Source organism: Roseivirga sp., assembly GCF_049099775.1.
Classification (GTDB): domain Bacteria; phylum Bacteroidota; class Bacteroidia; order Cytophagales; family Cyclobacteriaceae; genus Roseivirga.
Map to the genome: position 1 here is coordinate 133,466 of NZ_JAGDZM010000004.1, position 23,022 is coordinate 156,487.

The 23,022-nt window shown below is 38.4% G+C and carries 17 protein-coding genes; 2 read left to right on the top strand and 15 right to left on the bottom strand.

Annotation, left to right across the window (positions count from 1 at the left end):
- Positions 1 to 48: 48 nt before the first annotated feature.
- The 6 genes from JXQ92_RS05125 to JXQ92_RS05150 all read right to left on the bottom strand — a co-directional run bounded on the left by JXQ92_RS05125 (position 49) and on the right by JXQ92_RS05150 (position 7,308).
- Positions 49 to 2,676: an ABC transporter permease gene (locus tag JXQ92_RS05125; RefSeq protein ID WP_421985517.1), complete on the bottom strand. Its 2,628-nt coding sequence runs from the start codon at positions 2,674 to 2,676 to the stop codon at positions 49 to 51.
- On the bottom strand, positions 2,663 to 3,001 hold the full coding sequence (locus JXQ92_RS05130) for a PadR family transcriptional regulator (protein WP_421985518.1): 339 nt from the start codon (positions 2,999 to 3,001) through the stop codon (positions 2,663 to 2,665). The genes JXQ92_RS05125 and JXQ92_RS05130 overlap by 14 nt, the downstream gene beginning before the upstream one ends.
- 131 nt (positions 3,002 to 3,132) lie before the next feature.
- A complete protein-coding gene (locus tag JXQ92_RS05135) occupies positions 3,133 to 4,053 on the bottom strand; it encodes a 2-hydroxyacid dehydrogenase (RefSeq protein ID WP_421985519.1) in 921 nt (306 codons plus the stop codon).
- Between the two features lie 5 nt (positions 4,054 to 4,058).
- Positions 4,059 to 5,309 carry a tetratricopeptide repeat protein gene (locus tag JXQ92_RS05140; protein ID WP_421985520.1) on the bottom strand — a complete coding sequence of 417 codons (1,251 nt, stop codon included), beginning with the start codon at positions 5,307 to 5,309 and terminating at the stop codon, positions 4,059 to 4,061.
- Positions 5,309 to 6,625 (bottom strand): AAA family ATPase, encoded by a 1,317-nt coding sequence (locus JXQ92_RS05145; RefSeq protein WP_421985521.1) that lies wholly within the window; start codon positions 6,623 to 6,625, stop codon positions 5,309 to 5,311. The genes JXQ92_RS05140 and JXQ92_RS05145 overlap by 1 nt, the downstream gene beginning before the upstream one ends.
- An 86-nt stretch (positions 6,626 to 6,711) precedes the next feature.
- Positions 6,712 to 7,308, bottom strand: coding sequence for a DNA-3-methyladenine glycosylase (locus JXQ92_RS05150; RefSeq protein ID WP_421985522.1), 597 nt, complete (start codon positions 7,306 to 7,308; stop codon positions 6,712 to 6,714).
- Positions 7,309 to 7,375: 67 nt separating this feature from the next.
- Here JXQ92_RS05150 and JXQ92_RS05155 point away from each other — a divergent pair, with 67 nt between their 5' ends.
- Both JXQ92_RS05155 and JXQ92_RS05160 read left to right on the top strand, forming a co-directional pair.
- On the top strand, positions 7,376 to 7,924 hold the full coding sequence (locus JXQ92_RS05155; RefSeq protein ID WP_421985523.1) for a DUF2911 domain-containing protein: 549 nt from the start codon (positions 7,376 to 7,378) through the stop codon (positions 7,922 to 7,924).
- Between the two features lie 85 nt (positions 7,925 to 8,009).
- Positions 8,010 to 8,855: a DUF2911 domain-containing protein gene (locus tag JXQ92_RS05160; protein WP_421985524.1), complete on the top strand. Its 846-nt coding sequence runs from the start codon at positions 8,010 to 8,012 to the stop codon at positions 8,853 to 8,855.
- Positions 8,856 to 9,192: 337 nt separating this feature from the next.
- Here the strand turns inward: JXQ92_RS05160 and JXQ92_RS05165 are convergent, their stop codons facing one another.
- The 9 genes from JXQ92_RS05165 to JXQ92_RS05205 form a co-directional block, all read right to left on the bottom strand.
- Entirely contained in the window at positions 9,193 to 10,509 is a 1,317-nt protein-coding gene (locus JXQ92_RS05165; protein ID WP_421985525.1) for a dipeptidase, read from the bottom strand.
- A 176-nt stretch (positions 10,510 to 10,685) separates the two neighbouring features.
- Entirely contained in the window at positions 10,686 to 11,633 is a 948-nt protein-coding gene (locus JXQ92_RS05170; RefSeq protein WP_421985526.1) for a hypothetical protein, read from the bottom strand.
- Positions 11,634 to 11,696: 63 nt separating this feature from the next.
- On the bottom strand, positions 11,697 to 12,932 hold the full coding sequence (locus JXQ92_RS05175; RefSeq protein WP_421985527.1) for a hypothetical protein: 1,236 nt from the start codon (positions 12,930 to 12,932) through the stop codon (positions 11,697 to 11,699).
- A 159-nt stretch (positions 12,933 to 13,091) separates the two neighbouring features.
- A complete protein-coding gene (locus tag JXQ92_RS05180; RefSeq protein WP_421985528.1) occupies positions 13,092 to 14,384 on the bottom strand; it encodes a hypothetical protein in 1,293 nt (430 codons plus the stop codon).
- A 63-nt stretch (positions 14,385 to 14,447) separates the two neighbouring features.
- The gene (locus JXQ92_RS05185) at positions 14,448 to 15,461 is read right to left on the bottom strand and encodes a hypothetical protein (RefSeq protein ID WP_421985529.1); all 1,014 of its coding nucleotides are present in this window, start codon (positions 15,459 to 15,461) and stop codon (positions 14,448 to 14,450) included.
- Between the two features lie 198 nt (positions 15,462 to 15,659).
- The gene (locus tag JXQ92_RS05190) at positions 15,660 to 16,961 is read right to left on the bottom strand and encodes a hypothetical protein (protein ID WP_421985530.1); all 1,302 of its coding nucleotides are present in this window, start codon (positions 16,959 to 16,961) and stop codon (positions 15,660 to 15,662) included.
- A gap of 234 nt (positions 16,962 to 17,195) precedes the next feature.
- A complete protein-coding gene (locus JXQ92_RS05195) occupies positions 17,196 to 17,852 on the bottom strand; it encodes an IS1 family transposase (protein WP_421985531.1) in 657 nt (218 codons plus the stop codon).
- Between the two features lie 191 nt (positions 17,853 to 18,043).
- Positions 18,044 to 18,529: a hypothetical protein gene (locus JXQ92_RS05200; protein WP_421985532.1), complete on the bottom strand. Its 486-nt coding sequence runs from the start codon at positions 18,527 to 18,529 to the stop codon at positions 18,044 to 18,046.
- 16 nt (positions 18,530 to 18,545) lie between these two features.
- Complete coding sequence (locus JXQ92_RS05205; RefSeq protein WP_421985533.1) at positions 18,546 to 23,018, bottom strand: DUF6443 domain-containing protein; 4,473 nt, start codon at positions 23,016 to 23,018, stop codon at positions 18,546 to 18,548.
- Positions 23,019 to 23,022: the final 4 nt, after the last annotated feature.

Below are 23,022 nucleotides of genomic sequence, written 5' to 3' on the forward strand. Positions count from 1 at the left end.
GCCTCATATCTATCGATATGAAGCTTTTTTATGTGATTCAAAATGATTTTACTCGCTTCGTAGCGCTTTAATCGGATTTGCGGAAGCTGTTCTAATAGACTGGAACCCGACAGTGACCCAAGCAATAACGGCAACAAACAGTGCGGGAATTACCCATATCATAGGGTTGTTGAGGTTGATCTGATAAGCAAATTCACGCAACCAATCTTCCATTACTAAATAACCCACTGGAATAGCAATAACGGCACCTAATACTACGAGTTGGGTGAAGTTCTTTAAGATCATGAACGTGATACTCTTAACTGATGCACCGAGAACCTTTCTCACGGCAATCTCCTTAAATCTACGCTCTAAAGTAAATGCGGCTAAAGCGAAAAGGCCTAAACAGGCAATTACAATGGCTAAGCCGGAGGAAGCAGTAAAAAGCTGTCCAAATCGTTTTTCATTCTCATAAAGCGAATTAAACGACTCATCTAAGAAGGTATATTCAAAGGGTTCGTCATCAATCATATCCTTCCATAGACTTTCAACTTTCCCGACAGTTTCTTGATAATTGTTTAATACTCGAATGGAAATGTAATTAGCGGAATACCAATCTTCTTCTAGTCGTCCATCTTTACCCATCATGCGAAGAATCATAGGCTCCACATCTCTTTTCAAAGACTCGAAGTTAAAGTCATTGACAACACCAATAATCGTGTAATCTTCACCGTCGCCCCTAGATAGCTTTTTGCCAATCACATCATCACCGCCAAGCCATTTTTTAGCTGCTTCATTGATAAGAATGTTGGCCGTATCAGTCGCCAACTTGTTTGTAAAGTTTCTACCGCCTTTCAATTCTAGTCCCATAGTTTCAAGGTAAGTATCGGTGACGAAAAGATTTATAAAGCCATACTCACGAGGGTTATCTTCCATTGTCTCATAGGTCCAGTCTGACATTCCTCCAGAAATGTAACTGTTACTCATACTTACATTCTCAATTGATGCCACTTGGCTTAATCTAGTTTTGAATGTTTCTCTTTTATCGGCCAGTGCATTTGCGTTTTTCACTACCATAATTTGCGCTGCATCGAATCCTAGTTTTTGATTCGATAGGAAGCTCAATTGTTTAAAAACAACAGTGGTACTGATGATGAGGAACACAGAAATGGCAAACTGAAAAGCAACGAGTCCTTTTCTTAACACGGCACTACCCTTACCTCCTTTTTGAGCTTCACCTTTTAAGGCTTTTACAGGTTTAAAACTTGATAAAACGAATGCTGGGTATGAACCGGCTAATAAACCAACAATAAGCACAAGGCCGAATAATTGCAGCAATACAGTGCCGTTAAATAGGTCTTGCAAGCCGAATGATCGATTAGCCAATAGATTAAATCCATCTAGCGCCAATAAAGCCAAGGCTATGGCCAATACCATGGAAATAACCGTCACCATCATCGATTCTACTAAAAATTGATTGATGAGCTGGCTTTTTAAAGAACCAAGAACCTTGCGCATGCCTACTTCTTTAGATCTCATCGCTGATCTTGCAGTAGAGAGATTCATGAAGTTGATACATGCTATTAGTAAAATGAAAATGGCGACCGCTGAAAAGACATAAACGTTATTGATATCTCCTCCTGAACCGAAAGACATTCTAGGGTGAAGTAAGTGTAAATCCGACATTAGTGTCATAGGAAAATCACGTTCCCTACCTCCTGCGGCTAGGTAATCTTCATAACTTGCATGCCCTGAATATTTGGCAATTACAGGTCCTACATAATCTGCAGCAAGTTTTTTGAGCTTTCTTTGTACAACTTCTTCGGTACTACCCTTTTCGATTTTAGCATATGTTTTAAAGTTGTTCGCAGTCCAATTTCCAATGAGGACCCAGCTCTCTTTCGGGTAGGAATTAATGTAGTTATACTTGAAGTGTGTGTTTTTCGGTGGATCGGCTATTACACCAGTTACTTTAAGTACATCGCCGTCTACTTCTACATCGCGTCCAATGGCTTGCTGATAATCGAATAACTTGTTAGCCAAAGACTGTGTCAACACTATCGCATTTGGATCGGTTAATGCTTCATTAGGGTTTCCTTCAATAAATTCTGCAGTGAAAACATGATGGAACGTTGAATCTGCATTAAAACCCATTGGTTCTTTAAAGACTTTCCCATCTACTTTAAAGGTTTGACTAAAAGGGCCTTGAATTCGAACAGTCTCCTCAATTTCAGGGATATCCATTTTTGCTTGAATAGCAAGCCTGGCAGGACTATTAAAACCAATTCTATAAATTCTATCGGCACCCGCATGATACTTATCATAGCTAAGTTCATGACTGATATACATTGTGATAAGTAGGCAGGCAGCCAGACCAATGGCCAAACCTCCAATATTGATCAGACTGTAGAAGCGCTGCTTTATCAGGCTTCTAAACGAGATTTTCATGTAGTTCTTGAGCATATTAATGTTGTTTAATGAGTTGATATCTTCTAGACCTTTGATATATCTTATTCGGAAAAACTTGAGCACATCCCACGAGAATCGCTTGCGAGCGGCTTTCAGTCCTTCTTGTTCTATTCTCTTGTAAAAGAGTTCGTATGCATCACCTTCAATGATTTCAAGCGCCCTCGGTTTGCAATAAAACCTTAGAAACTTGATCGACCACTGCGGTGGTTCTTGATCATATGGCGACATATTCCAAACTCAAATTTGGGATTTGATCATGTAATCTGTTACGTTGTTCTTTAATGAAGCTTAAAGACTTTTGACCAGCTACTGTGATCGAAAAATAGCGTTTTCTTCTGCCGCCACGTGCCTTGGTAGCACCTCCTACTCTAGAGTCTAGAAAGCCTTTTCCCTCTAGTCTGTCTAAAGCAGAGTGTACCGCACTGATGTTAATTTTCCGTTCAGTTTGACGTTCGATTTCCTCCATAACACTTATACCATAAGCGTTATCATTCAGGATAGCGACAACCAAAAGCACTAATTCTTCGAACTCACCGATATTGATTCGTTGCATAGCTTTTTATTTGTTTCACAATAGTAAATGAAATTGATATGTTTCACTATTGCAAATTAAATCTATCACCATGAAGCGAACTGTGTATTAGAGTTACTCAATTGGCGTAATAAAGGAATGAATCGGAGAGTTTAGTAACCTTGTTCTAAATCTATTTGATGGAGTAACTTCTGGTTATTATTTAGTAGCTCAAAGTTTATTAAAAGTAGTTTTATGGCGGATTCTGGGGTAGTCACACTCGCTACATGAGGTGTGATCGTTACTTTTTCATGCTGCCATAGTGGATTATCTGTCGGTAAAGGTTCTTCTTTAAAGACATCTAACAGCGCCCCTGAGAGCCTACCACTATTCAGCGCTTCGACTAGGTCTTTTTCGACCAAATGATTCCCCCTCGCTACATTTATCAGGTATGATTGCTCCGGCATTTTTCTAAATAAGTTAGCATTCAAAATGCTTTCGGTTTGCGGTGTTACTGGTAATAAATTCACCAAGACTTCGGCATGATTTAAGAACTCTTCATTTTGGGTCGCATCAAAACACTTTACGCCGTCAATATCCTTTAAGGTTCTACTATAACCAAAAACTTCAAAACCGAGTAATACTAAACGCTCTGCCAAATGGCTTCCCAAAGCACCTAGTCCCATTATGCCTACTTTTAAAGGTTGATAGGTTATTCTATCCCATATTGTTGCTCTCTGGTTATGTAGATGCGTTAACATGGATCGCTGGTGCATCATGAGCCCCATAATGACATAATTCGTCATATCACGGGCTAAAAAAGGATCAACTATTCTAGTGATTGGAATATGACTTGGAATTTGAGGATCACTTGTTAGGTGGTCGACACCCGCTCCTAATGAACTGATCCATTTCAACTTTGGAAGCTTATTAATTATGCCTTCTGCTAAAGGCTTCCACACGAAAAGTACCTCTACCTTACTGATGTCTTCCGTGGTGGGCCAAACATGAATTTTCGTAATGTCTCTTGATGCTGATAAACCTTCAACCCATGGTTTAGGGTCCCAAACTGAAGATGAAATAAGTATTTCCATAAATTCTACTTGTTCGCTGATGCTACAAAGTTCCACAGCCATGAAAAGGCTACGATAAGGCCGACATATATGAGCATGATGTTATTTTCTAGGCCAAATTCAGAGGTAAACGTTACGTAAATAAAGAATCCACCTACTAGTACACAGGATAGGCTGTAAAGTATGAGTAACCAATTTACCCAAGAAGCTCTTGAGGTATTAATGCGCCCTACAGGTAAAATAAGACTATACCCTACTAACATACCTGCAACGAAACCTGGAGCAAGCGTAAAACACCAGCCTATAAATGATCCCACGAATACTGAAAAGCATATCCCTACAAGCGTTGCTGTTTGTGATTCTTTGTTTGTCAATAAATACCTAGAATAAGTATTTAAGCGCATAAAGAAGTTAAAAACGGGTTCTATTACCCATGTGGATACCATAAATAATATCAGTGCATAACTTACATAATTAAGTAAAAAACCATATTCACCCAAGCTTTCTGCGCCACCCCTTATCAATCTGTTTATGACTACGATCCCTATCAGAATGGCCCATTGGGTTCCAGATTTCAGGTTGGCCATAAAGAAATAATACTTCAGAAAAATACGATAGAGTACGTATTTAGCTTTTAAAGTTTCAAGCATCCCAGACCGAGCATATTCATCATGCGGATCATACTTCAGTGCTTCTTTAAAGTGCCCAAGTGCTTTTTTATGACTTCCTTTTTCCAATTCTGCCCAACCGTAGTTTGCATGCGAAAGCGGGTTTTCTGGGTCTAACTCTAGTGCCTTATTTATTGTACGAAAAGAGCCTTCCTTATCACCAGATTTTAACTGTGCTGTAGACAACATGTTTCTACAGAAAAGATGTTCGGCGTCTATGGTCAATCCTTTTTGAGCTAACTCTATGGCTTCTTTATAGTCTTTCGAAATGAGTTTTAATTGAGCTTTTAGCCCATAGTAGTCTGGTTGGTTTGGGTTAAAAGAAATGGCTTTGGCAATGGCATTTTCGGACTTTTTATAGTTTTCAAGATTCAAGTGCGATGCAGAAATTACATAAAGGGCAAAGTCTATTTCGGGGTTCGATGCCAAGGCTAGCTTCGCGCTGGCAATGGCTTCTTCTGCCTCACCTTGTCTTAATTGACACAAGGCCATGTATGTCAAAGCGTAAGCATTTGTTGGTTCTTCCAACAATACGCCTTTGAGTTGTTCTATGGCTAACTCAATCTTCCCCTGGTTGATCAGTAATTCTGCTCTGTCTAAACTTGCCACTATTTATTGATCTTCAAGTATTTCAACACATCATCATATAAGCCAGAATCGTTAGCATAAATGGCATAATTTCTAGCTTTAGTAAACCATTCTTTGGTAGAGGCTACCATTTTCTTACAAGCTTTCAATAAGTCATTTGTTTCTATCGGCTGAGGCACACCCGTTTCAAAAGCCAACTCTAACTTACCTTCTATGCTAATGTCAATCATTGACTGAATGTCTGCGCCAGAAAATTCAGGAGTCTTTTTAGCCAATTTGTCTACGTCAATATCTTTTGTTGGTTTTTCGGCCAGCATAATCTCAAAAATTGATTTTCTTGCCTTTATATCTGGTGGTGAAACAAAGATCATTCGATCGAATCGACCAGGTCTTTTAAAAGCCGGATCCATATGCCAAGGCGAATTGGTGGCTGCTAAAATAAGTACTCCTTCATTGTCGACATCTACGCCATCAAGTTCGGTTAGAAATTGATTAATAACGTTTCTACCAGCCGAACCTTTCATTTCGCTGCGATTGGCACCAAGAGCATCTACTTCATCGATAAAAAGTACGCAAGGCGCATTCTTTCTTGCTATTTCGAATATTTGGTGAAGATTTCTTTCGCTGTTTCCAAGCCACGCATCAAGTATATCATTGATGCCGATTGTTAGAAAATTAGCATTTACTTGCCCTGCTGTTGCTTTGGCTATATGTGTTTTACCACAACCCGGAGGTCCGTAGAGTAAAATGCCGCCTCCAGCTTTTTTACCATAAGCTTTATATAATTCTGGGTGCAGAAATGGTTTTATAATCTTGAGGTCAATTTCTTTTTTCACATTTTCCATTCCACCTACATGAGAAAAATTTGTAGACGGTCTTTGCATGCCTAGTGTTCTTTCTGCAAAGTCTTGCTCAATTGTCTCTGTTGATGGTGCGCTGCTCACTTTAAATTCCCTATCCAGAGCATCTTCTTTAAAAGAAGGATCAATAGCCAAAATCTGCTGATACACATCTCTTGCTTGCCCTGCACTACCATCTTTTAGCAAAGTTTGGCAGTATAGCTTTAGATAATTGATGTTTTGATCTTGTGAAGCGATCAGTTCTTCTAGTACAATAATAGCCGCAGAATAGGCACCGTTATGGAAGTAAGCTTCAGCAAGCAATGCCTTTGATTCAGTATCGTTTGGGTCTAGTTGCAAGAGTACTTTAGCTTGACCTTCTACAGCAAGCCATTCTTTTTCTTTAACTGCCTGCTGGGTCACAAGCTTTCGTAACTGAATATTGTCTGGTGATGCGTCTAAGGCAGATAGTAGCGATTTGAGTTGGTCTGAGGCCATGTTTATTGTCTAGATTAATCGTGTTGACCAATATATTGCAAAAGCAATGAACTAACGATCCGCTCAACCAATAATTGAAATAAAATTTACTTTTTACTTACCCAAGCACTGTCTTTGATATAGAATCGCCATGGTTTCAAGGCATCTTCTCCTGCATAGTCCACACCAATTCTAGTAGTGCTAACGATGGCTTCTGGGACTATGGTTGTACGTTCTTCAAGCCAGATGGTATTTCCCAATAAGTCTATACCGTAGTGGTTATTTGTTTTAATACCGAGGGCTTGCGCCAAAGTTCCTGGTCCTGAACTTAGTTTTGGAGTGACTTTCTCCTGATTCCGACGCTCTAACATGACCTCCTTTCCTAATAAAGGCTCAACTCCTCGCACTAGAATAGCATCTGCTTTATCTTCTTGGTTAGTGACAATGTTGAAAAGGTGATGAATTCCATAACAGAGATAGACATAACTAAACCCACCCTGCCCGTACATGACTTCTGTTCTTTTACTTCTAAGCCCATTGTTGGCATGACAAGCCATATCATTCCTACCAGCATAAGCTTCTACTTCAGTGATGATAGCTGCTGTATGCTTACCGTCTACCTTTGTATAAAGTACTTTACCTAGTACATCTTTGGCAATGTGTACGACATCTGGCCTCTCATAAAAGTCTCGCGTTAGCTTCATTTATATAAATTAAGAAACCCTTTTAGTTTAAGGAGGGTTTAAAGAACAAACTATAACCAAGAATAACATGAAAAAGACTTTTTTAACACTAGCCTCATTGTTAATGTTTCTAATTGCTGGAAACACTGCACTTGCACAAAGAGGGCCAGCCGCTAGCCCAAAAGCGACTATCAAACAAATGATTGGTAACACTACTATGAACCTTGTTTATAGCAGACCTAGCCTTGATGGAAGAGATGCTAACGACATGGTTAACAAATTGAATAAGGGTGGGACTTGGAGAACTGGAGCTGATACCAACACCCTCATCGGCTTTGATAAAGATGTGACTATTGGCGGTAAGGCTTTGGCAGCTGGTAGTTATTCTTTATGGACAATCCCTGGAAAAACAGAATGGACCATCGTAATCAGTGGACATACTGATAAATGGGGTACTTCTTACGACGATTCAAAAGACGTTCTCAAATTCACTGCTAAAGCAACTAAGTCTAAGAGTGTTGTGGAGACTTTTAGAATTGATTTGACCGATTTTGATAAGAACTCAAAAGACAAGGCAAATCTAGAATTAGCTTGGGGAGATATCTCCGTTAAATTTCCTATCGAAGTTAAAAACTAAGACCCTTCTTAAAGAATTTGTGAAAGCTCCTACGCTATGTGTGGGAGCTTTTTTTATATCTTTAAGCCGAAAAATTAAAGTCACTATGAGAAAGACACATCTTACACTAATCGCCTTAATGCTTGCAGTATCTGCCATGGCGCAAATAACTATGCCACCTCCTAGTCCTACTTTCGAACTGAAAGGAACTGTAGGCTTAGCGGAAGTAAAAGTTGTTTATTCAAGACCAAGCGCTAAAGGTCGCGAGGTTGCTGGGAATTTGATCCCTTACAACGAAGTATGGAGAACGGGGGCTAATGCCTCAACAAAAATTTCCTTTAGCAAAGCTGTAAAACTTAATGGTAATGCTGTACCTGCTGGTGATTATGCATTATACACAATGTTCACTGAAGAAACTGCCACTATTATCTTAAGCAAAAATCTTACCTGGTGGGGAGCACTTGGCTATGAGGCTAAAGATGATTTACTGAGATTTGAAGTGCCTGTGAAACACCCAAGTAGTCACTACGAAACCTTTACCATGAGCTTTTCTGATTTCACGATGAATTCAGCTAACCTGAATATGAAATGGGAACACACTAAAGCGATGTTCTCTATTGAAAGTGATGTTGATGCTAGTGTGATGGCCGATATTAAAAAACAGGTGATTGATGCTGCGCCAGAAAATCCAGGGGTTTATTTTCAGGCTGCAGGATACTATTACGAGACTGAGAGAGATTCTAAGTTAGCTTTAAACTGGGTGAATAAGGCATTAGATGCTAGTCCAGAAAAACAGTATTGGGTGTTTCACTTGAGAGCAAAACTATTGGCCAGAATGGGTAATAAAAAAGAGGCACTCGCAGCCGCTAAGGAGTCTATTACTTTAGCCAAAGCAGGTGGCAACCCAGATTATGTAAGATTGAATGAAAAACTTATTTCTGATCTGAAATAAGCTTATTGATATCGAATATTAAAGAGGCTTCGGCCTCTTTTTTTATGTCTTATAAATTAGCGTTTCGGGCAACTCTTACACATTTTCTTGTGCTTTTTCTTATACTTCTTACAGCATTTTTTGAAACAACATCCTTCTTGAACGATCATAGAACTGATCGGTGAATCCTCTTTTAGGCAAGGATTCGGTTGGTCAAAAAGCAGCTCCTCAATAATATTCATCAATCCTTGTTTTTATTTAGACTGATTACAAATAACGGTCACAAACCTTTAACAATCAAACTTTAGGCATAAAAAAAGGGAAGCAAAACTTCCCTCTTCTTTCAATTCGTTTTATTTCAATCGGCAGCCTGTATTTCTTTAGCAACAGCTTGAACTTCGTCTAACACTCGAAGTAAATTACCACTCCATATCATACCAATTTCTTTTTCAGAATAACCTCGCTTAACCAGCTCGAGGGTAACATTAAAAGTTTCTGATGCATCATTCCAACCTTCTACTCCACCGCCACCATCGAAATCTGAACTTATACCCACATGCTCTATTCCAATCTTTTTCACTAAATAATCAATATGATCAACGTAATCAGCGACATCTACCGGTGGTGCTACACTGTTAATCAATGAATCAATTCGATCCTTGTGCTTTTCTTGAAAAGCCTCATAACTGTCAAAATAGGCAGTTCTTTCATTTCTGCTCATTGCCCTATACAGAGCAGCTGGCTTTATTTCAAAACCTTCTTCTTTGGCAATTTGAGCGATCACTTCACTGGACTTGGTACGATTGGCATTGTGTTTTTCTGTGTTCAAATAACTTTTAAAGGCAACTGTTTGAACCACTCCACCATTTTCTTTAAGCATCATCAACTGTTCATCATCAAGATTTCTGCTAACACTTTTATTCAATGCTCTGGCTGACGAATGAGACGCAATTACTGGCGCTTTTGACATTTCCATCATTTGCATATTGGCTACTTTCGAAGGGTGGGAAAGATCAATCATGATTCCCCATTTATTCATTTCTTTAATTACCTCGCGACCTAAGTCACTTAAGCCATTGTGCAACCAAACACTGTCTCTTTCGCCAGTATTGGAATCGCTTAACTGACTGTGACCATTATGGGCTAATGACATATACCTGGCTCCCCTATCATGAAATTCTTTGACTCTTGAAATGTCCATTCCCACAGGGTAACCATTTTCAATGCCTATCATAGCGACCTTCTTGCCTGTAGCAGCTATACGCCTAACATCATCAGATGTTAACGCAATTTCGATTTTATCTGGAGCAATTTCTTCGGCAAGTCTATGGATAGCTTTAAACTTATCATCTGCATTAGCATAAGCATTATTAAAGCCCTCATCAGTCAATTCACGCTGACCAGTATAGACTATAAACCAAGCTACATCTAAACCACCCTCTATCATATTGGGCAGATTTACCTGAGTGGGCAGTTTTTTAGTGTAGTTATTGTCTTCGGTGAAGTTGTTGGTATTAATGTCATCATGGGTATCAAGCGTAATCACCCGATCGTGAATACCTCTGGCATAATCGACCACTTCCTCTTCTGTCATGTCGTTGACTGACTTTTCTTGAGGTTGGCAAGAAGTAAACAGGAATAAAGTTATTCCTAAAAAGTAACTCAGTTTTTTCATCGTTTTGGTTAGTCTGTTGAAAACCGAATTTAAAGCGAATTAAATAAACCTCAATCTACTTTCTGTTTAATGGTAGAACAAACCGAACGTTCAAATAATAAAAAAAAGGTCGAACCATTATTGGATCGATCTGGTAACTACTAAATAACACCTTGTAGCTTTTTTTCATTATCATATTACCTATCTTTTCTTGTAAGTTTGGGTTTATCGATTTCTTGTTTTTGTAGGTTCACTTTCTTCTCAAGCTCAATCAAATAAAGCGTCAGCTCTTCTATTTTCTCAAGTAGTTTCAGCTGCATCTCTCCCACATTTTGACCTTTGGTTTCTACTTCTTTTGCACTTGGAATATTGGGTAAATGAGAATTGGTTTTGATATAGCTCTCTAACTCTGATAGGCTTCTCAGTTTGTAATCAGACTTAAATACATAATCCGGTACTGTTCCGGGGGTAGCTGTAACTTTTACTTTTTTGGACTCAATATTACCATTGACAACCAAGTCACCATCTGGTATACCAACATCCCCATTAACATCGTATTGAAGCAGCAAACCATCATATGCAGCTGCCACTTCTGGGTGAATGAAAAACAATTCTGAAATCCCCAGTCTACCGCTTGATCCATTAGTTTCATAAAATGTAAATCTTAACGATTTAGTTTTAAGAAACTCATTATCAGCATCTCTACTTGGTAGCTCTACCATGTAAGAGTACTGATTATAATTTTCTACATCCGCAAGTACCTGCCAGACATTATTTACCTTATTCAAAGCTTCTATTTTAAATTTGACAGGAGGAAAACCTCTTGTTGTCCACCCCACCCATGCTCCACGTTGTTTGTGTTCTATCGGAAAACCAGTTATTTCAATCACTGTTGGATTAGTAATAGTGGGTGCAGACCCCGAATATGAAGGGTTCATCTTACCATCAAAAGCACGGTCAAGCGCAATAGAAGCACCAGGATTAGCCGTTTGATTAACTTGATATCTCAATGTTGCCCTGAACAAGATGTTCTTTTCAAGTCCGTTAACGGTTCTATTTCCTGGAATAATCTGTTCTTCTATTTGAGCCTTAATAGATATAAAAACAGCCATTAAACAGACTGTTATGAATATTCTTTTTCTCATGTGGTTTTAGTTTTAATAGTTAAAAACTGATTTCTGCTATGGCTTTATTGACCATATACAGCGTTATATCCCTTTAAGTTTTTGAATTGCTTGAGCTTGTTCTTTTATCGTCCTTTTCAACTCCGCTGTCTGTTTTTGTTGATCTATCACGTAGAGCGTTAATTCTTCGATTTTTTCTAGTAGTTTCAGCTGCATCTCTCCTACATCTTGGCCTTTGGTTTCTACTTCTTTGGCACTTGGAATATTGGGTAAATGAGAATTGGTTTTGATATAGCTCTCTAATTCTGGTAAGCTTCTCAGTTTGTAATCAGACTTAAATACATAATCAGGAACTGTACCAGGTGTCGCAGTGACCTTGACTTTTTTGGATTCTATGTCTCCTTGAACAGCCATATTGCCATTGCCATTGACCGAGAGAAGCTCAGTATTTAAATCGACATTCCTTAAAGTAAAATACCCATTTGACCATATACCAGAGCCGATGTCGAAAGTTGTCCCGTTCTCGTCATAAAACTGTATTCGAGAGCTGCTTGAAGAGAGGTTATCATTTAATCTCAAAGTGCCATTGATGTAGGAGGTTCCATTAATTGTGGTACTACCATTCACTATGGTATTTCCTCCAAATTGGTTGTTGCTACCCGTTGTAATCAGACTACCGTAGATTGTCTTTGATTGATTGGGAGTATTTATCCCATTCCATAACAGGTCAATATTCTCAGAAGTACCGGACACATCTGAACCAGATTCATTTTTTATGGCAAAGATACTGGCGTTAGCACCTCCATTGGTTGTATAAGACGAAGTATAAAGATCAACGTGCTTTGAGTTTGTCGATACATAATATTTTTTCCCTCCCCTCAAATAGACAACAATCTGATTAAATGATTTTGTACCTCTGTATATACCAAGTATCGAACGTTCACTGGCATGAAATAAATTATTATAGACTTCGTACTCCTTAGATAAATCCGTCCAGCCACCACCTCTAACAACTGCAGTGATAGAGTGCATATTATATGACGAACTGCCACTCTGAGATGTCATTTCAATATTAAAAAAATGTTTCTTTCCATATACGTCTCCTTGAATGGATACTGGATAAAAATTACTGCTATTAAGACCTTCAAGGTTTATTTCGTGACGCCTGTGAGAAAAGGTCTGAAGTCCATTCTCAATAAATACATTTGCACTAGCACTACCACTAACTGTTAGATTACCATTAACTGTTTCGTCTTGCTGCGCATTGGAGTATGTAAAAACTGCCATTAGACTGACTGTAATCAATATTCTTTTGCTCATTGTGTGTTTAGTTTATTAGTTGAAAAATTATTTTATTAAAAACTTAAAGCAGCATATCACTTTTAACCAATACTCCTCGAGACAAAAACCTAGTCTTTATAGGTTTAGTAAATAATCTCTGCGAGACGCTAAAAATAGAGACCGTTTGGTAAGACAATTCTAACCCTTACCGCCTGACTCAAGCAACTTTATGCGTTTTTCTTGCTGAATAATATATAGCGTTAATTCTTCGATTTTCTCGAGTAGTTTAAGCTGCATCTCTCCCACATCTTGCCCATTGGACTCGACTTCTTTTGCGCTTGGGATATTGGGCAAATGACTATTTGCTCTAATGTAGTTCTCTAATTCCGATAAGCTTCTAAGCTTGTAGTCAGGTTTGAAAACATAATCTGGTACACTTCCAGGGGTAGCAGTGACTTTTACTTTTTTGGATTCTATATCTCCTTGAACTATGGTATTTCCTCCTAATATGTTTTCACCACCAGTTTTAATACCACCGAGATTAAACTCGGCTTGCAAACCGTTGATTACATAGGTTCGTATGATTCCAATATCTGGACTACCGGTATTACCCAAATCAATAAATTGTCCATTATTGGTACTGTATGAAATTGCAATTGGGGATGGACTAGCAGAACCAACTACAACTTTATTTTGGATTAACACTTCTTCATTAATATCCAATCCACCGCCATTTTTGAAGCGTATGCCATTCATTGAAGCACGGCGTATCACAAGATTATCAGAACCATCCATATATATTCTACCAGATTGGTTACCATCACCAGATTGAATAACTCTTATTCCTCCATTTTCACTATCTGTTGTTTGTTTAAGAATCAACCTTCCAGTTCCATCTGGACTATAGCCAATACCTAAGTCGCCAGTTTTCGCAAGCCGCATCTTTTCAGTGTTTCCTCCTGCTCTAAAAACCAAATCGTGATTACTTGTCGTTCCTATCCACCCATCAGCCCCTGAAAAAGCAATTTCATTTGGGTCTAAACCCAAGCCAGTTGTTCCGAATCCAAATTGAAGCCAAGAGTTAGTTAAATTAGTGGACCCCGCAATGCTAGAAGAATGCATTAACCTTAGACGTCCATCAGGTATTTCTACGTCTCCATTTGCTAATGCTTTAAAAACTAGTCTATCATAAGTGTTATCCGTAGTGTAATTACCATTGCCACTTATAATAGCGAAAGCATCTGCTAGATCATTATCTCGAAGTCCTACGACAAAATGACTTGAGGTTCTACCTTTGATAATTGATCCAAAAGCACTTCCCGATATTAAACTTGTTATGTCCGTATTGGTACCCTCATATTTGTCATAAAGTGTATGACTGATCGTAACACCTCCCAAAAATGCTCCCCCTGTATTTGGTACATAGGTCTGAGATAAAGCGACTTTCATAAGAGAAGTCAGAAGGATAACTATAACTATTCTTGTTTTCATATTGATTTGACTTTGTGTGTTGAAACTGCTTACTCTTTTGGCAATGGTCAGCCAATAACTAGATTATTTCCCTTTAAGCATTTTTATTTCTTGACTCTGTTTTTCAATAGTCTTTTTTAACTCAGTAGTCTGTTTTTGTAGATCGATAACATAAAGCGTTAATTCCTCGATTTTCTCGAGCAATCTGAGTTGCATCTCCCCTACATCTTGCCCTTTAGACTCTACTTCTTTGGCGCTTGAGATATTGGGCAAATGAGAATTGGTTTTGATGTAGCTCTCTAATTCTGGTAAACTTCTGAGTTTGTAATCTGCCTTGAACACATAGTCGGGTACACTTCCAGGAGTAGCAGTGACTTTTACTTTTTTGGCTTCTATTTCGTCATTCACGATCATCTTTTGTGTGAAACGACTTATGCCGTTGACATCTAATAAAAAATCTGGGTTTGAGGTACCGATCCCAACAAATCCATTACCATCATTTAGATAAAGAGGATTGGCTATTCCACCGATTAGAAATGTTGAATTTGAAGCTGAGGCATCAGCATTAAGAGAAACTGAGGCTATGGCTCCATTGACCTTATCGACAGCCTTTACATAAATGCCTAATAATCGCATTTCAGTACCACATTCACTCGGTAGTTTACCTTCTATCCTCCAGTAATCTGGATGTGTAAAACCTTGTGCGGTGGCCTGCTGCCTATTAGTTGGAATTTTGGCCCATTTGAAAGTACCCTCATTTGGAGACCCCCAATCTCTACTAACCATAAACTCATGTCCTGGCAAGTTTTTCCATGTGAACCAAAACCTAAAACTAGGGCTACCACAGCCTGGCATGTTGTCAGCCTTTCTGAATCCAATATAATACTCCCGAGTATATCCAGACGGTATTGGAGTTGTAAACAGATCTTCCATATCCGTATAAATAGTTCTGGATATAATTTTCCAACTTGATGAAGTTACCTGAGCCGCTCCTTCATTTGTTCCAAAAATTTGAACTATACCTCTGTCTAAGTCTTGAGAATAAACCGAATAACAAGAAAATAGTATAAGATAAGTCAATAATAGCTTAGGTTTCATGTGCATGTGTTTTGGTTGTTAAAAAAGTTGTTTTGTTTAAGCTTTATAGAAACCATCGTTTAATTAGAGTCCTATGCTATAGGACTAAAAAATGGTTTTTATAAGTTTATTAAACGGAAATAGTGAGACTCTAAGACTTGCATTAGTATTCTCATTGGTTCAGGGGTATAAATGTTCGATAAACTCTTTGTTCTTCAATTATTTCTTTTGCCGATCCAAATCAAATCCAAGCCTAAAAACCCAAGCTTGATTACTAGGGCTTTTATCTTCGTCAAAAAGCAGGTCGTAAAAGAGGGTGAAATTCATTTGTATATTTTTCTTCAAGGTCAATTTTCGGCCTAAACCGATTAAGGCACTTTGGACCCAATCCTCACCCAAATCGGTTTCGTTTACATCTGTTGGCCTTAGCTGGGTGTATTCAAAATTTCCTTGGACGAAAAATGACTTCCAAAACTCATATCGCGCGAAACTTCTTAGACCCGTAGCTTTATCCTTGGTTTGTACTCCTTTTGGTTTTTCCACGAAGATCCGTGTGGTTCCTGAAAGGCCTATGGCCGATTTTAGCCCTAAAGGATAAGTCAGGTTCAAAGCTAAATCCACAGAGGCTGGTTGTTGGCGATTTACCTGAAGGTTACCGCCAATTATTACTCTTTCCGTAAAAGACATTCCTTTGTAAGGATTATACCTTTTTGGTGCTTCATTAACACTTTCCAGGCTAGGAAACTTCTCTTTCGCCTCGTTGACTTTTTGTTGCGCTTCGTCAAACTTGTCTTGAAGGGTAGTTTCTCCTACTTTTTTGAGCTCATCAGCTTTCTTTTGGAGTTTTTCCTTGACAAAATCATTGGTTTGAAACTTATCCAAATTGGATCTATATCCTTCTGGTAAGGCTTCATAGGCCTTAACCTTATCTATTTCTTTTTTTAATAATTGAGCTTGAGGCAAACTGGTAACTTGCTCTAATAATTTGTCTTCCCAATTTTCAAAGTTTGATTTATAATTTTCAAATGATTCCTTTAGCTTGGCAACACTCCCATTAAGACGTTTCAACTCCGAAACATCTAACATTTCTACCAGTTCCTCTTTATTCTGAAGTAAGCCCTGCTTTTGTTTGAGCTCATCAATTAAACCAATGCTCTCTTGAATATCAGTAGCGATTGGTAGATTTTGTGGTGTTTCTTTTAAATCGGTTAGTAAGTCGTTTTTGAGTAACGTTAGATAATTCGTTACGGAATCTTTGGCTTGGGTTTTGAGTTCGGCTTTTTTGGATTCCAGCTCTAGGGAAAGTAGTGAGTCTATATCAGAAGAAGGAAGGTCTGGATAGAGGTTTGACAATCTCTTATTCAGCTTTCGTTTTACTCTATTAAGCTCTTTTTGAAATTTCTGGTTAGCCTTATCGAGTGATTTAGTGCTTATTTCTATGGTCTGGTCATTTGCCTCTTCTTGTCCGACCAAAGGTGAAATGAGCATCACTAAAATAAGTACAGACCAAATGTTTTTCATTGATTTAAGAACTGAATAAAAATTAAATATATCGATAAATAATTACATAAATGAATAATATAATTTTAAATATTTTCCAATTTTCATCGTTTAACTTGTGTGAGCACTATTAAAACACTTTTATACCAAAATGAAAAATATGCTTACTAGTCTATTCTAAATAAAATCAGTTCCTTGAGATAGTTCATAGTTAAAAACCGACTATACTTCTACCTTATTCGTCTCAGTAAGGCGCTATGTCCAAAAATACAGTTTAAGCACGGCGATTAGCATAACCACACTTTTTGAGTAGTTAATCGTTTTTCTGGAGAGTCTCTTTAAATGAGTTCTCAGGTTGAGGTTGTTCCTCTCAATTCTTAATGTTTGAAAAGCGTCTCTCACATGAAGGTTACTTGGAATAATGCTTTTATAAACCATTAGGCCATCTGTGGCAATAAACTTCGGTTTGTATATTAAAACTCCTGAAATCATCGGACTCAGAAATTCCCCGCTTCTTCGACCAACTTTAAAGTCAACCACCCACTTACTCGTTCGATCATAGATATAGGTAATCCATTGTTGATTCTTCTTCGAACCAACAAATGTCCACATCTCATCAATTTCATAGATACTATCCGTGCATAGTATTCTTGGCTTTTTTACTGATTTCGCTATCAGTTTGATTCTTACTAGTACTGTGTTTTTTGAAATTGACAGCAGTCGGCCAATACCACGGATGCCCACACCTTCTTTGACCATTGAAACAATCTGATCGTTGATATAGGAATGATAGGCTTGATTACGATAAGTGGCTTGCTGATATTTTAAGCAGCTTTTACAGCGGTATTTCTGCGTGCCATTGCTTTGTTTACCACTTCTATGGCAAGGTTTGGAACAGTATTTACAATTCATCAGATACTTTGATACATGAGGTTTGTAAAAACGAGATTTATGCCCTTCTAAGACATCATTATATCAAAAAGAAAAGTCCGATACACTTTATTGGCATATCGGACTTTCTAACTATTTATTGATTATCAATTACTTAGCGCTCGAAAAAAGTAAATCAGATACTTTGATACATTACTAGATAATTGGGGGTACTACTCATTACTACTAATCCATGGATCATAAATATGCTTTGCTTCTTTCAAGCTGACCCAAGGCAAAATAAGCCCCGATATTGATTCATCATTAACAACGGAATTACTCCCTTTATCAAAAAGTGAATATTCATAACTCCTTTTTTTCTCCTTTTCCTTTCTGCTAAATATTGTCTTCACTACTTTATTTGAAAGAAGAGTATTCAAGAACAACATTTCATTTTTCACAGCTTCATCACTATTTAAAAAATCGTCAAATATCTCTTTGTTATCAATTAATACCGTCAATCGTAGTTCATCTATCCAAAAAACAAAAGTGATAGGGACATAATTCGCACCTTGGGGTGTGATACTAATAGTAAAAACATCACCTGAATCCTTGAAAAAAAAATCTTCATTTTCAATTTTTGGGAATAGTTTTTCTTCCAAAAAAGATATTAACGGCGAAAAAAACTCTACATCTCTTAATCTTTGAAGTTTTAACATTGGTCACTATTTTATACTACTTCCATTTAGGGAAATGTTTATGTCCACCACCTAATTTCCTAAGCCACTTATTCAATGGGCGTAATAACTTTGGAACTCTACTAATATATTTAGGATGAGAACCCCATGCAAGCCTTATATTTCTTGCACCAATAGTTGGATTCCACCCTTTCCCTAATCTCCACCAATTACCCTTATTCAGCCAACTTTTATTCCTTACTACGAGTTCAGCACTTTTCCGTAAAAGTGTAGAATTTGTAGCTTGATAAGCCGTCCTTGCCCCATTAGCTATAGTTGAACTAGATGCTATTGTACCTTCCATTAATGCTGGCAGAGCTTCAATCAACATAGGTGCAGCAGCAGCTACCAGAATTGTACCAGAAACTCCTCTTTGGACAACCTGCCCTATTTGAGACATATATTTTTGACTATGTGCAATAGCATCTTCATACCCATCCGTTGAAGAACTAAGAGTTTTAGAATGACTTAGAACATTTCTAACGCCCTCAATTCCATTCTTTTTGTACTGAGCATAGATTCCTCGTTCAATTGGATTATTACTATCTCTTAAATCTCTCAAGATTGACATTTGTGATAGACTTAAACCATTTGTCGATGATCCTTCAGATGAATTACTTCTTCTTGCAGCTTTGCGTGCTTTTCTCTCTGCCTTCTTTCTAGCTCTTTCAGTTGCATAAACAGTTACACTTCCACAATTTCCGTCAGGACAATCTTCACCGATTAACCCAGTAGGGTCATTAAATATGATTGGGTTATTGTATCCAAAATTGTACGGTGTAATACTCGACAAAACATCTGCCATTGCATCAACTTGCATAAACCTACCTAATTGAGCATCATAACCTCTAAAAGGGGTTTCATAGATGTCAAAGTCAAATGCTTCTGTTAATTCAGTACCCGCATTATACTTAAACTGATTAGGCTTACTGAGTGGTGCCGTACTAGAGAGTGCATTAATATTCATCCCAAAGGGATAGTAATGATCTTCTTGTAAAATGGCGCCTTTGGTGTGGGTAATATCAAGATCATCAAAGTAGACATTATAATTTAGGCTTGGATCATTCTCATTACTCAGATAAACATATACATAACCTCCCTGATTGATGCTTTTGGAAATACTGAGCTCCTTAAAGCCACTAACTTGATCTGTTTGAACAAAACCTCCGTCTACGTAATCAAAATCTTGGTTCAGTATTAATACATTTAGGTATGCTCTTGGCCGAGATGCGGCCCCATCACTTCCTACATAGACCGCAGCTGTGGCTGAGTTGAACCCTGTGAACAAATCGTAAATAGCCTGTTGTTCCGTACCACCTCCGCTGGCACCACCAAAAATACTTGCAGCAGCTGCCGCTATTACAGTAGCTGAATTCTCATAGTCACCGGTGTAACTTCCAGCATGATAAGATTGTACTACAATGTCAATTTGATCTCCGGCCGACACCGAAAGAAGCTTTCCTGGACCAATTTTGCGATTTGTTTGGGAAGCATTGAGACGCACAGTTTCGTCATTGGTTATTCCTTCAATTGCAGTAGTATTCTCAGTTGAATTATTATCTTCTCTAGTATTAGACAGATTCAAGAAGATTGATTCCTCAAAAGCTTGAAGGTTAATTCCATCGGGCTTTGTATCGGTCTCCATTGTAGCTCTGTATATAGTAACATCTTGGTCTTCAGTCAAAGTCATGCGGGTATTGCCTAAGTGGTCTTTCACAAAATAGTCGTATACCAAATTACCTTGATAATTCTTCCTTACTCTACCTTCTTCATGTGCAAAATGCTGCAACTGATTATTTTCATAAATAAATCCCCCGACATAATCCGTTGTACTGATTACACCGCTGTTACTTACTTTCTTTCGTAATTTAATACCGGCTGCATCATACACATATTCAATTGTCTTACCTGAGTTATTACTGAATTCTATGCGCTCTGGTAAGTTTAAATGATTATAGGTTATGTCACCATTACCTAGTATATCCTTATTCTTGTCTTGGGTCATGTTGCCATTAGCATCATAAGTGTAGTCATTACCCGAGGTATTTCCATCTACAAAATCACCTTGCCCTAGGTCTCCTTGTTCGCCTAGAGCGCCTGCTGCATCTGAGACGAAAGCGAGTTGGTTGCTTTTATTGCCATTGAGATACTCGTAAGTAAGTTGGTCAATGATCTTGATAGTTCCTGCTACTACTCCTTTTCTCAATAGGCTCGTGATATTACCATTGGCATCGTAACTATAGTTGGTACTAAAGTCGCTTTCTGTATTTATCCAACTAATACCTTGGCTATAGTCTGCTTTGGTTAACCTGTTAGAAGCATCATAATCAAAACCATAGGCTCGCTGATCACCGCTTGATGCCGAGCGCCACTTTACTCCAGCAATGTTTCCGTTTAGCTGATTAACATCGAAACCAAAGTCATAGCTCAGGTCCATCCCAAAGTAATGGCCTCCGGTACCATTGGTAACATAGTCTTCGTTGATTCCTTCTAACCAACCCCTGACATTGTAAGCGTAGTTCAAGGTTTCTAATGGTGAGGATGGATTACCTAGCGTCTTGCTTTCAAGTTGGCCTAAATCATTGTAGGTATTCGTTACAATGGTTTTATAGCTTCCCCCATTGAGTTTTTCCTGAATGGAGAGCAGTCTACCAGTTCCTGAAGCATCATAAGTAAAGCGCTTGGCTATGCTGGTCTGACTATTGGCACTGGCATTAGGGTTGTTGTGTACGGTATAAGTATTAAGCACCTTACCGCTAAAATCATACTGTGTAGTGCTGATGTCTAGACCATTTACATGATTATCGGATTGACTCTGGATTACCCTTCCTCTATCATCATAAAACATAACCGTTGTTAGCCACTGATCAGTGGTGCCTAGTACTTTCACTTTGCTCCCTGTGGCCATACCTGTAACATCTACATTATCTTCTGGGTCTACAAAATTATAGAGTGTCTGCTGTGCACTTGTAGTGTAAAACTCTATTTCCTTACTGTCATCATAAGTCTGACTTGTAAAATCATAGTCATCGAAGTAACTTACTGACAGCACTTCTACATTACTATCCATAACCGGAAAAGTAGCATCGTAATACCCTTGATAATGCGTGTACTCGTGACTAAGAGATTGTGCAAATTCGGTTTCGAATTCTTCAGTTCCGCTATCAAACCCGGGGAGGAAGTTGATCACCCCGCCTGTTTTAACTTTATATAAAGTTGTACCAGAAACATGACTACTCACTGTAATATTTATTCCTTCTACAGCGCCTGTTGTAACAGGTGCCTCTTTCCGTACAAAAGGGTCATTATTCCAATTATCAACGGTTGATTGAATACTAGTCCTAGAGCTGCTATTAGCGTAAAGACCTGTAATTACTGGTCTTCCTAGCGGATCATACTTGGTGAAACTCCAATTATCATTTGCTTCCATTTCTGCATCTCTACTGGCTACAAGTCTGTCTAGATTGTCATAGACCATTTCTACAAGGCCACCACCTGGTACTTCTTTGGAGATCATTCGGTTACGACCATCGTAAGTGTACTTGAATATAAGTTCATTCATATCAGTGGCATTCCAAGACCAGCTACCTGAAATGAGTTCTACTGCTCTTGGGGGAAGGACATACCTGAGGTTACCTCTATTGTCATAGATATAGTAAGTATTCAACCAATCGGAGTGACCATTATTAGTACTTGTTCCTTTTTGGACTTGCTTCAAAATCACACGGCCTAACTTATCCGTGAACTCCTTGACATGGTTATTCTCTTCGTCAATGGTGATATTTACCATAAGGCTCCCCGCATTATATTCTGCCAAAGTAGAAGGATTATTTGAACCGATGACTGTCCAAATGCGCACACCGTCTGTAGTTATATTAGTTCTCCATTCATAACGTATGCCCTCACTATTACCAGCCGCCCAGCTATTTCCTGCGGCAAATTGTTTTGTCACCCTATTTAATGGTGAATTCTCAAATTCGGTCAATTCATAGTAGACATCTTCATCTCCATTGAAATGAGCATCGTAAAAACTATCCTGTTCAGCAAACGGATCAATTCTAAAGATTCCGTCATTTCCAACTGCCTTGTAAGGCAGATAAGTTTGCATAATTCTTCCAAATTGATCGTAGGTTATGGCTTGTACCACATCAGACAGACCATCTGGAGAGGCTTTTCGATTAACTGTTTGAATGTGTCTTCCAAGTCCATCCATAAATTGAGTAGTCATCAACACATTGCTAGGTGATTGTCCGCTGGACAGAATCGAACTCTCTGTCAAGCCCGGTTTTAAAACATCATAGCTACGGATATAATTGATATAGTGTCCGTTATTATAAACACCCGGGGGGCTGATCAGATTGATGTTTTGAGTAGGTTTCACCTCAGTATTAGGTTTATTTTGCCCTACTAGATTAGCCGAAACAAGCGCAGTTAACATAAGGCTCTTGATAAATCTTCTTAAAGTCTTCATAGCC

Excerpts from the sequence above, each read along its gene's own strand:
- JXQ92_RS05170 (WP_421985526.1), bottom strand. The coding sequence starts at position 11,633 with ATGAGAAAAAGAATATTCATAACAGTCTGTTTAATGGCTGTTTTTATA.
- JXQ92_RS05130 (WP_421985518.1), bottom strand. The coding sequence starts at position 3,001 with ATGCAACGAATCAATATCGGTGAGTTCGAAGAATTAGTGCTTTTGGTT.
- JXQ92_RS05160 (WP_421985524.1), top strand. The coding sequence starts at position 8,010 with ATGAGAAAGACACATCTTACACTAATCGCCTTAATGCTTGCAGTATCT.
- JXQ92_RS05195 (WP_421985531.1), bottom strand. The coding sequence starts at position 17,852 with ATGAATTGTAAATACTGTTCCAAACCTTGCCATAGAAGTGGTAAACAA.
- JXQ92_RS05135 (WP_421985519.1), bottom strand. The coding sequence starts at position 4,053 with ATGGAAATACTTATTTCATCTTCAGTTTGGGACCCTAAACCATGGGTT.
- JXQ92_RS05205 (WP_421985533.1), bottom strand. The coding sequence starts at position 23,018 with ATGAAGACTTTAAGAAGATTTATCAAGAGCCTTATGTTAACTGCGCTT.
- JXQ92_RS05165 (WP_421985525.1), bottom strand. The coding sequence starts at position 10,509 with ATGAAAAAACTGAGTTACTTTTTAGGAATAACTTTATTCCTGTTTACT.
- JXQ92_RS05145 (WP_421985521.1), bottom strand. The coding sequence starts at position 6,625 with ATGGCCTCAGACCAACTCAAATCGCTACTATCTGCCTTAGACGCATCA.
- JXQ92_RS05190 (WP_421985530.1), bottom strand. The coding sequence starts at position 16,961 with ATGAAAAACATTTGGTCTGTACTTATTTTAGTGATGCTCATTTCACCT.
- JXQ92_RS05155 (WP_421985523.1), top strand. The coding sequence starts at position 7,376 with ATGAAAAAGACTTTTTTAACACTAGCCTCATTGTTAATGTTTCTAATT.
- JXQ92_RS05180 (WP_421985528.1), bottom strand. The coding sequence starts at position 14,384 with ATGAAAACAAGAATAGTTATAGTTATCCTTCTGACTTCTCTTATGAAA.
- JXQ92_RS05200 (WP_421985532.1), bottom strand. The coding sequence starts at position 18,529 with ATGTTAAAACTTCAAAGATTAAGAGATGTAGAGTTTTTTTCGCCGTTA.
- JXQ92_RS05125 (WP_421985517.1), bottom strand. The coding sequence starts at position 2,676 with ATGTCGCCATATGATCAAGAACCACCGCAGTGGTCGATCAAGTTTCTA.
- JXQ92_RS05175 (WP_421985527.1), bottom strand. The coding sequence starts at position 12,932 with ATGAGCAAAAGAATATTGATTACAGTCAGTCTAATGGCAGTTTTTACA.
- JXQ92_RS05150 (WP_421985522.1), bottom strand. The coding sequence starts at position 7,308 with ATGAAGCTAACGCGAGACTTTTATGAGAGGCCAGATGTCGTACACATT.
- JXQ92_RS05185 (WP_421985529.1), bottom strand. The coding sequence starts at position 15,461 with ATGAAACCTAAGCTATTATTGACTTATCTTATACTATTTTCTTGTTAT.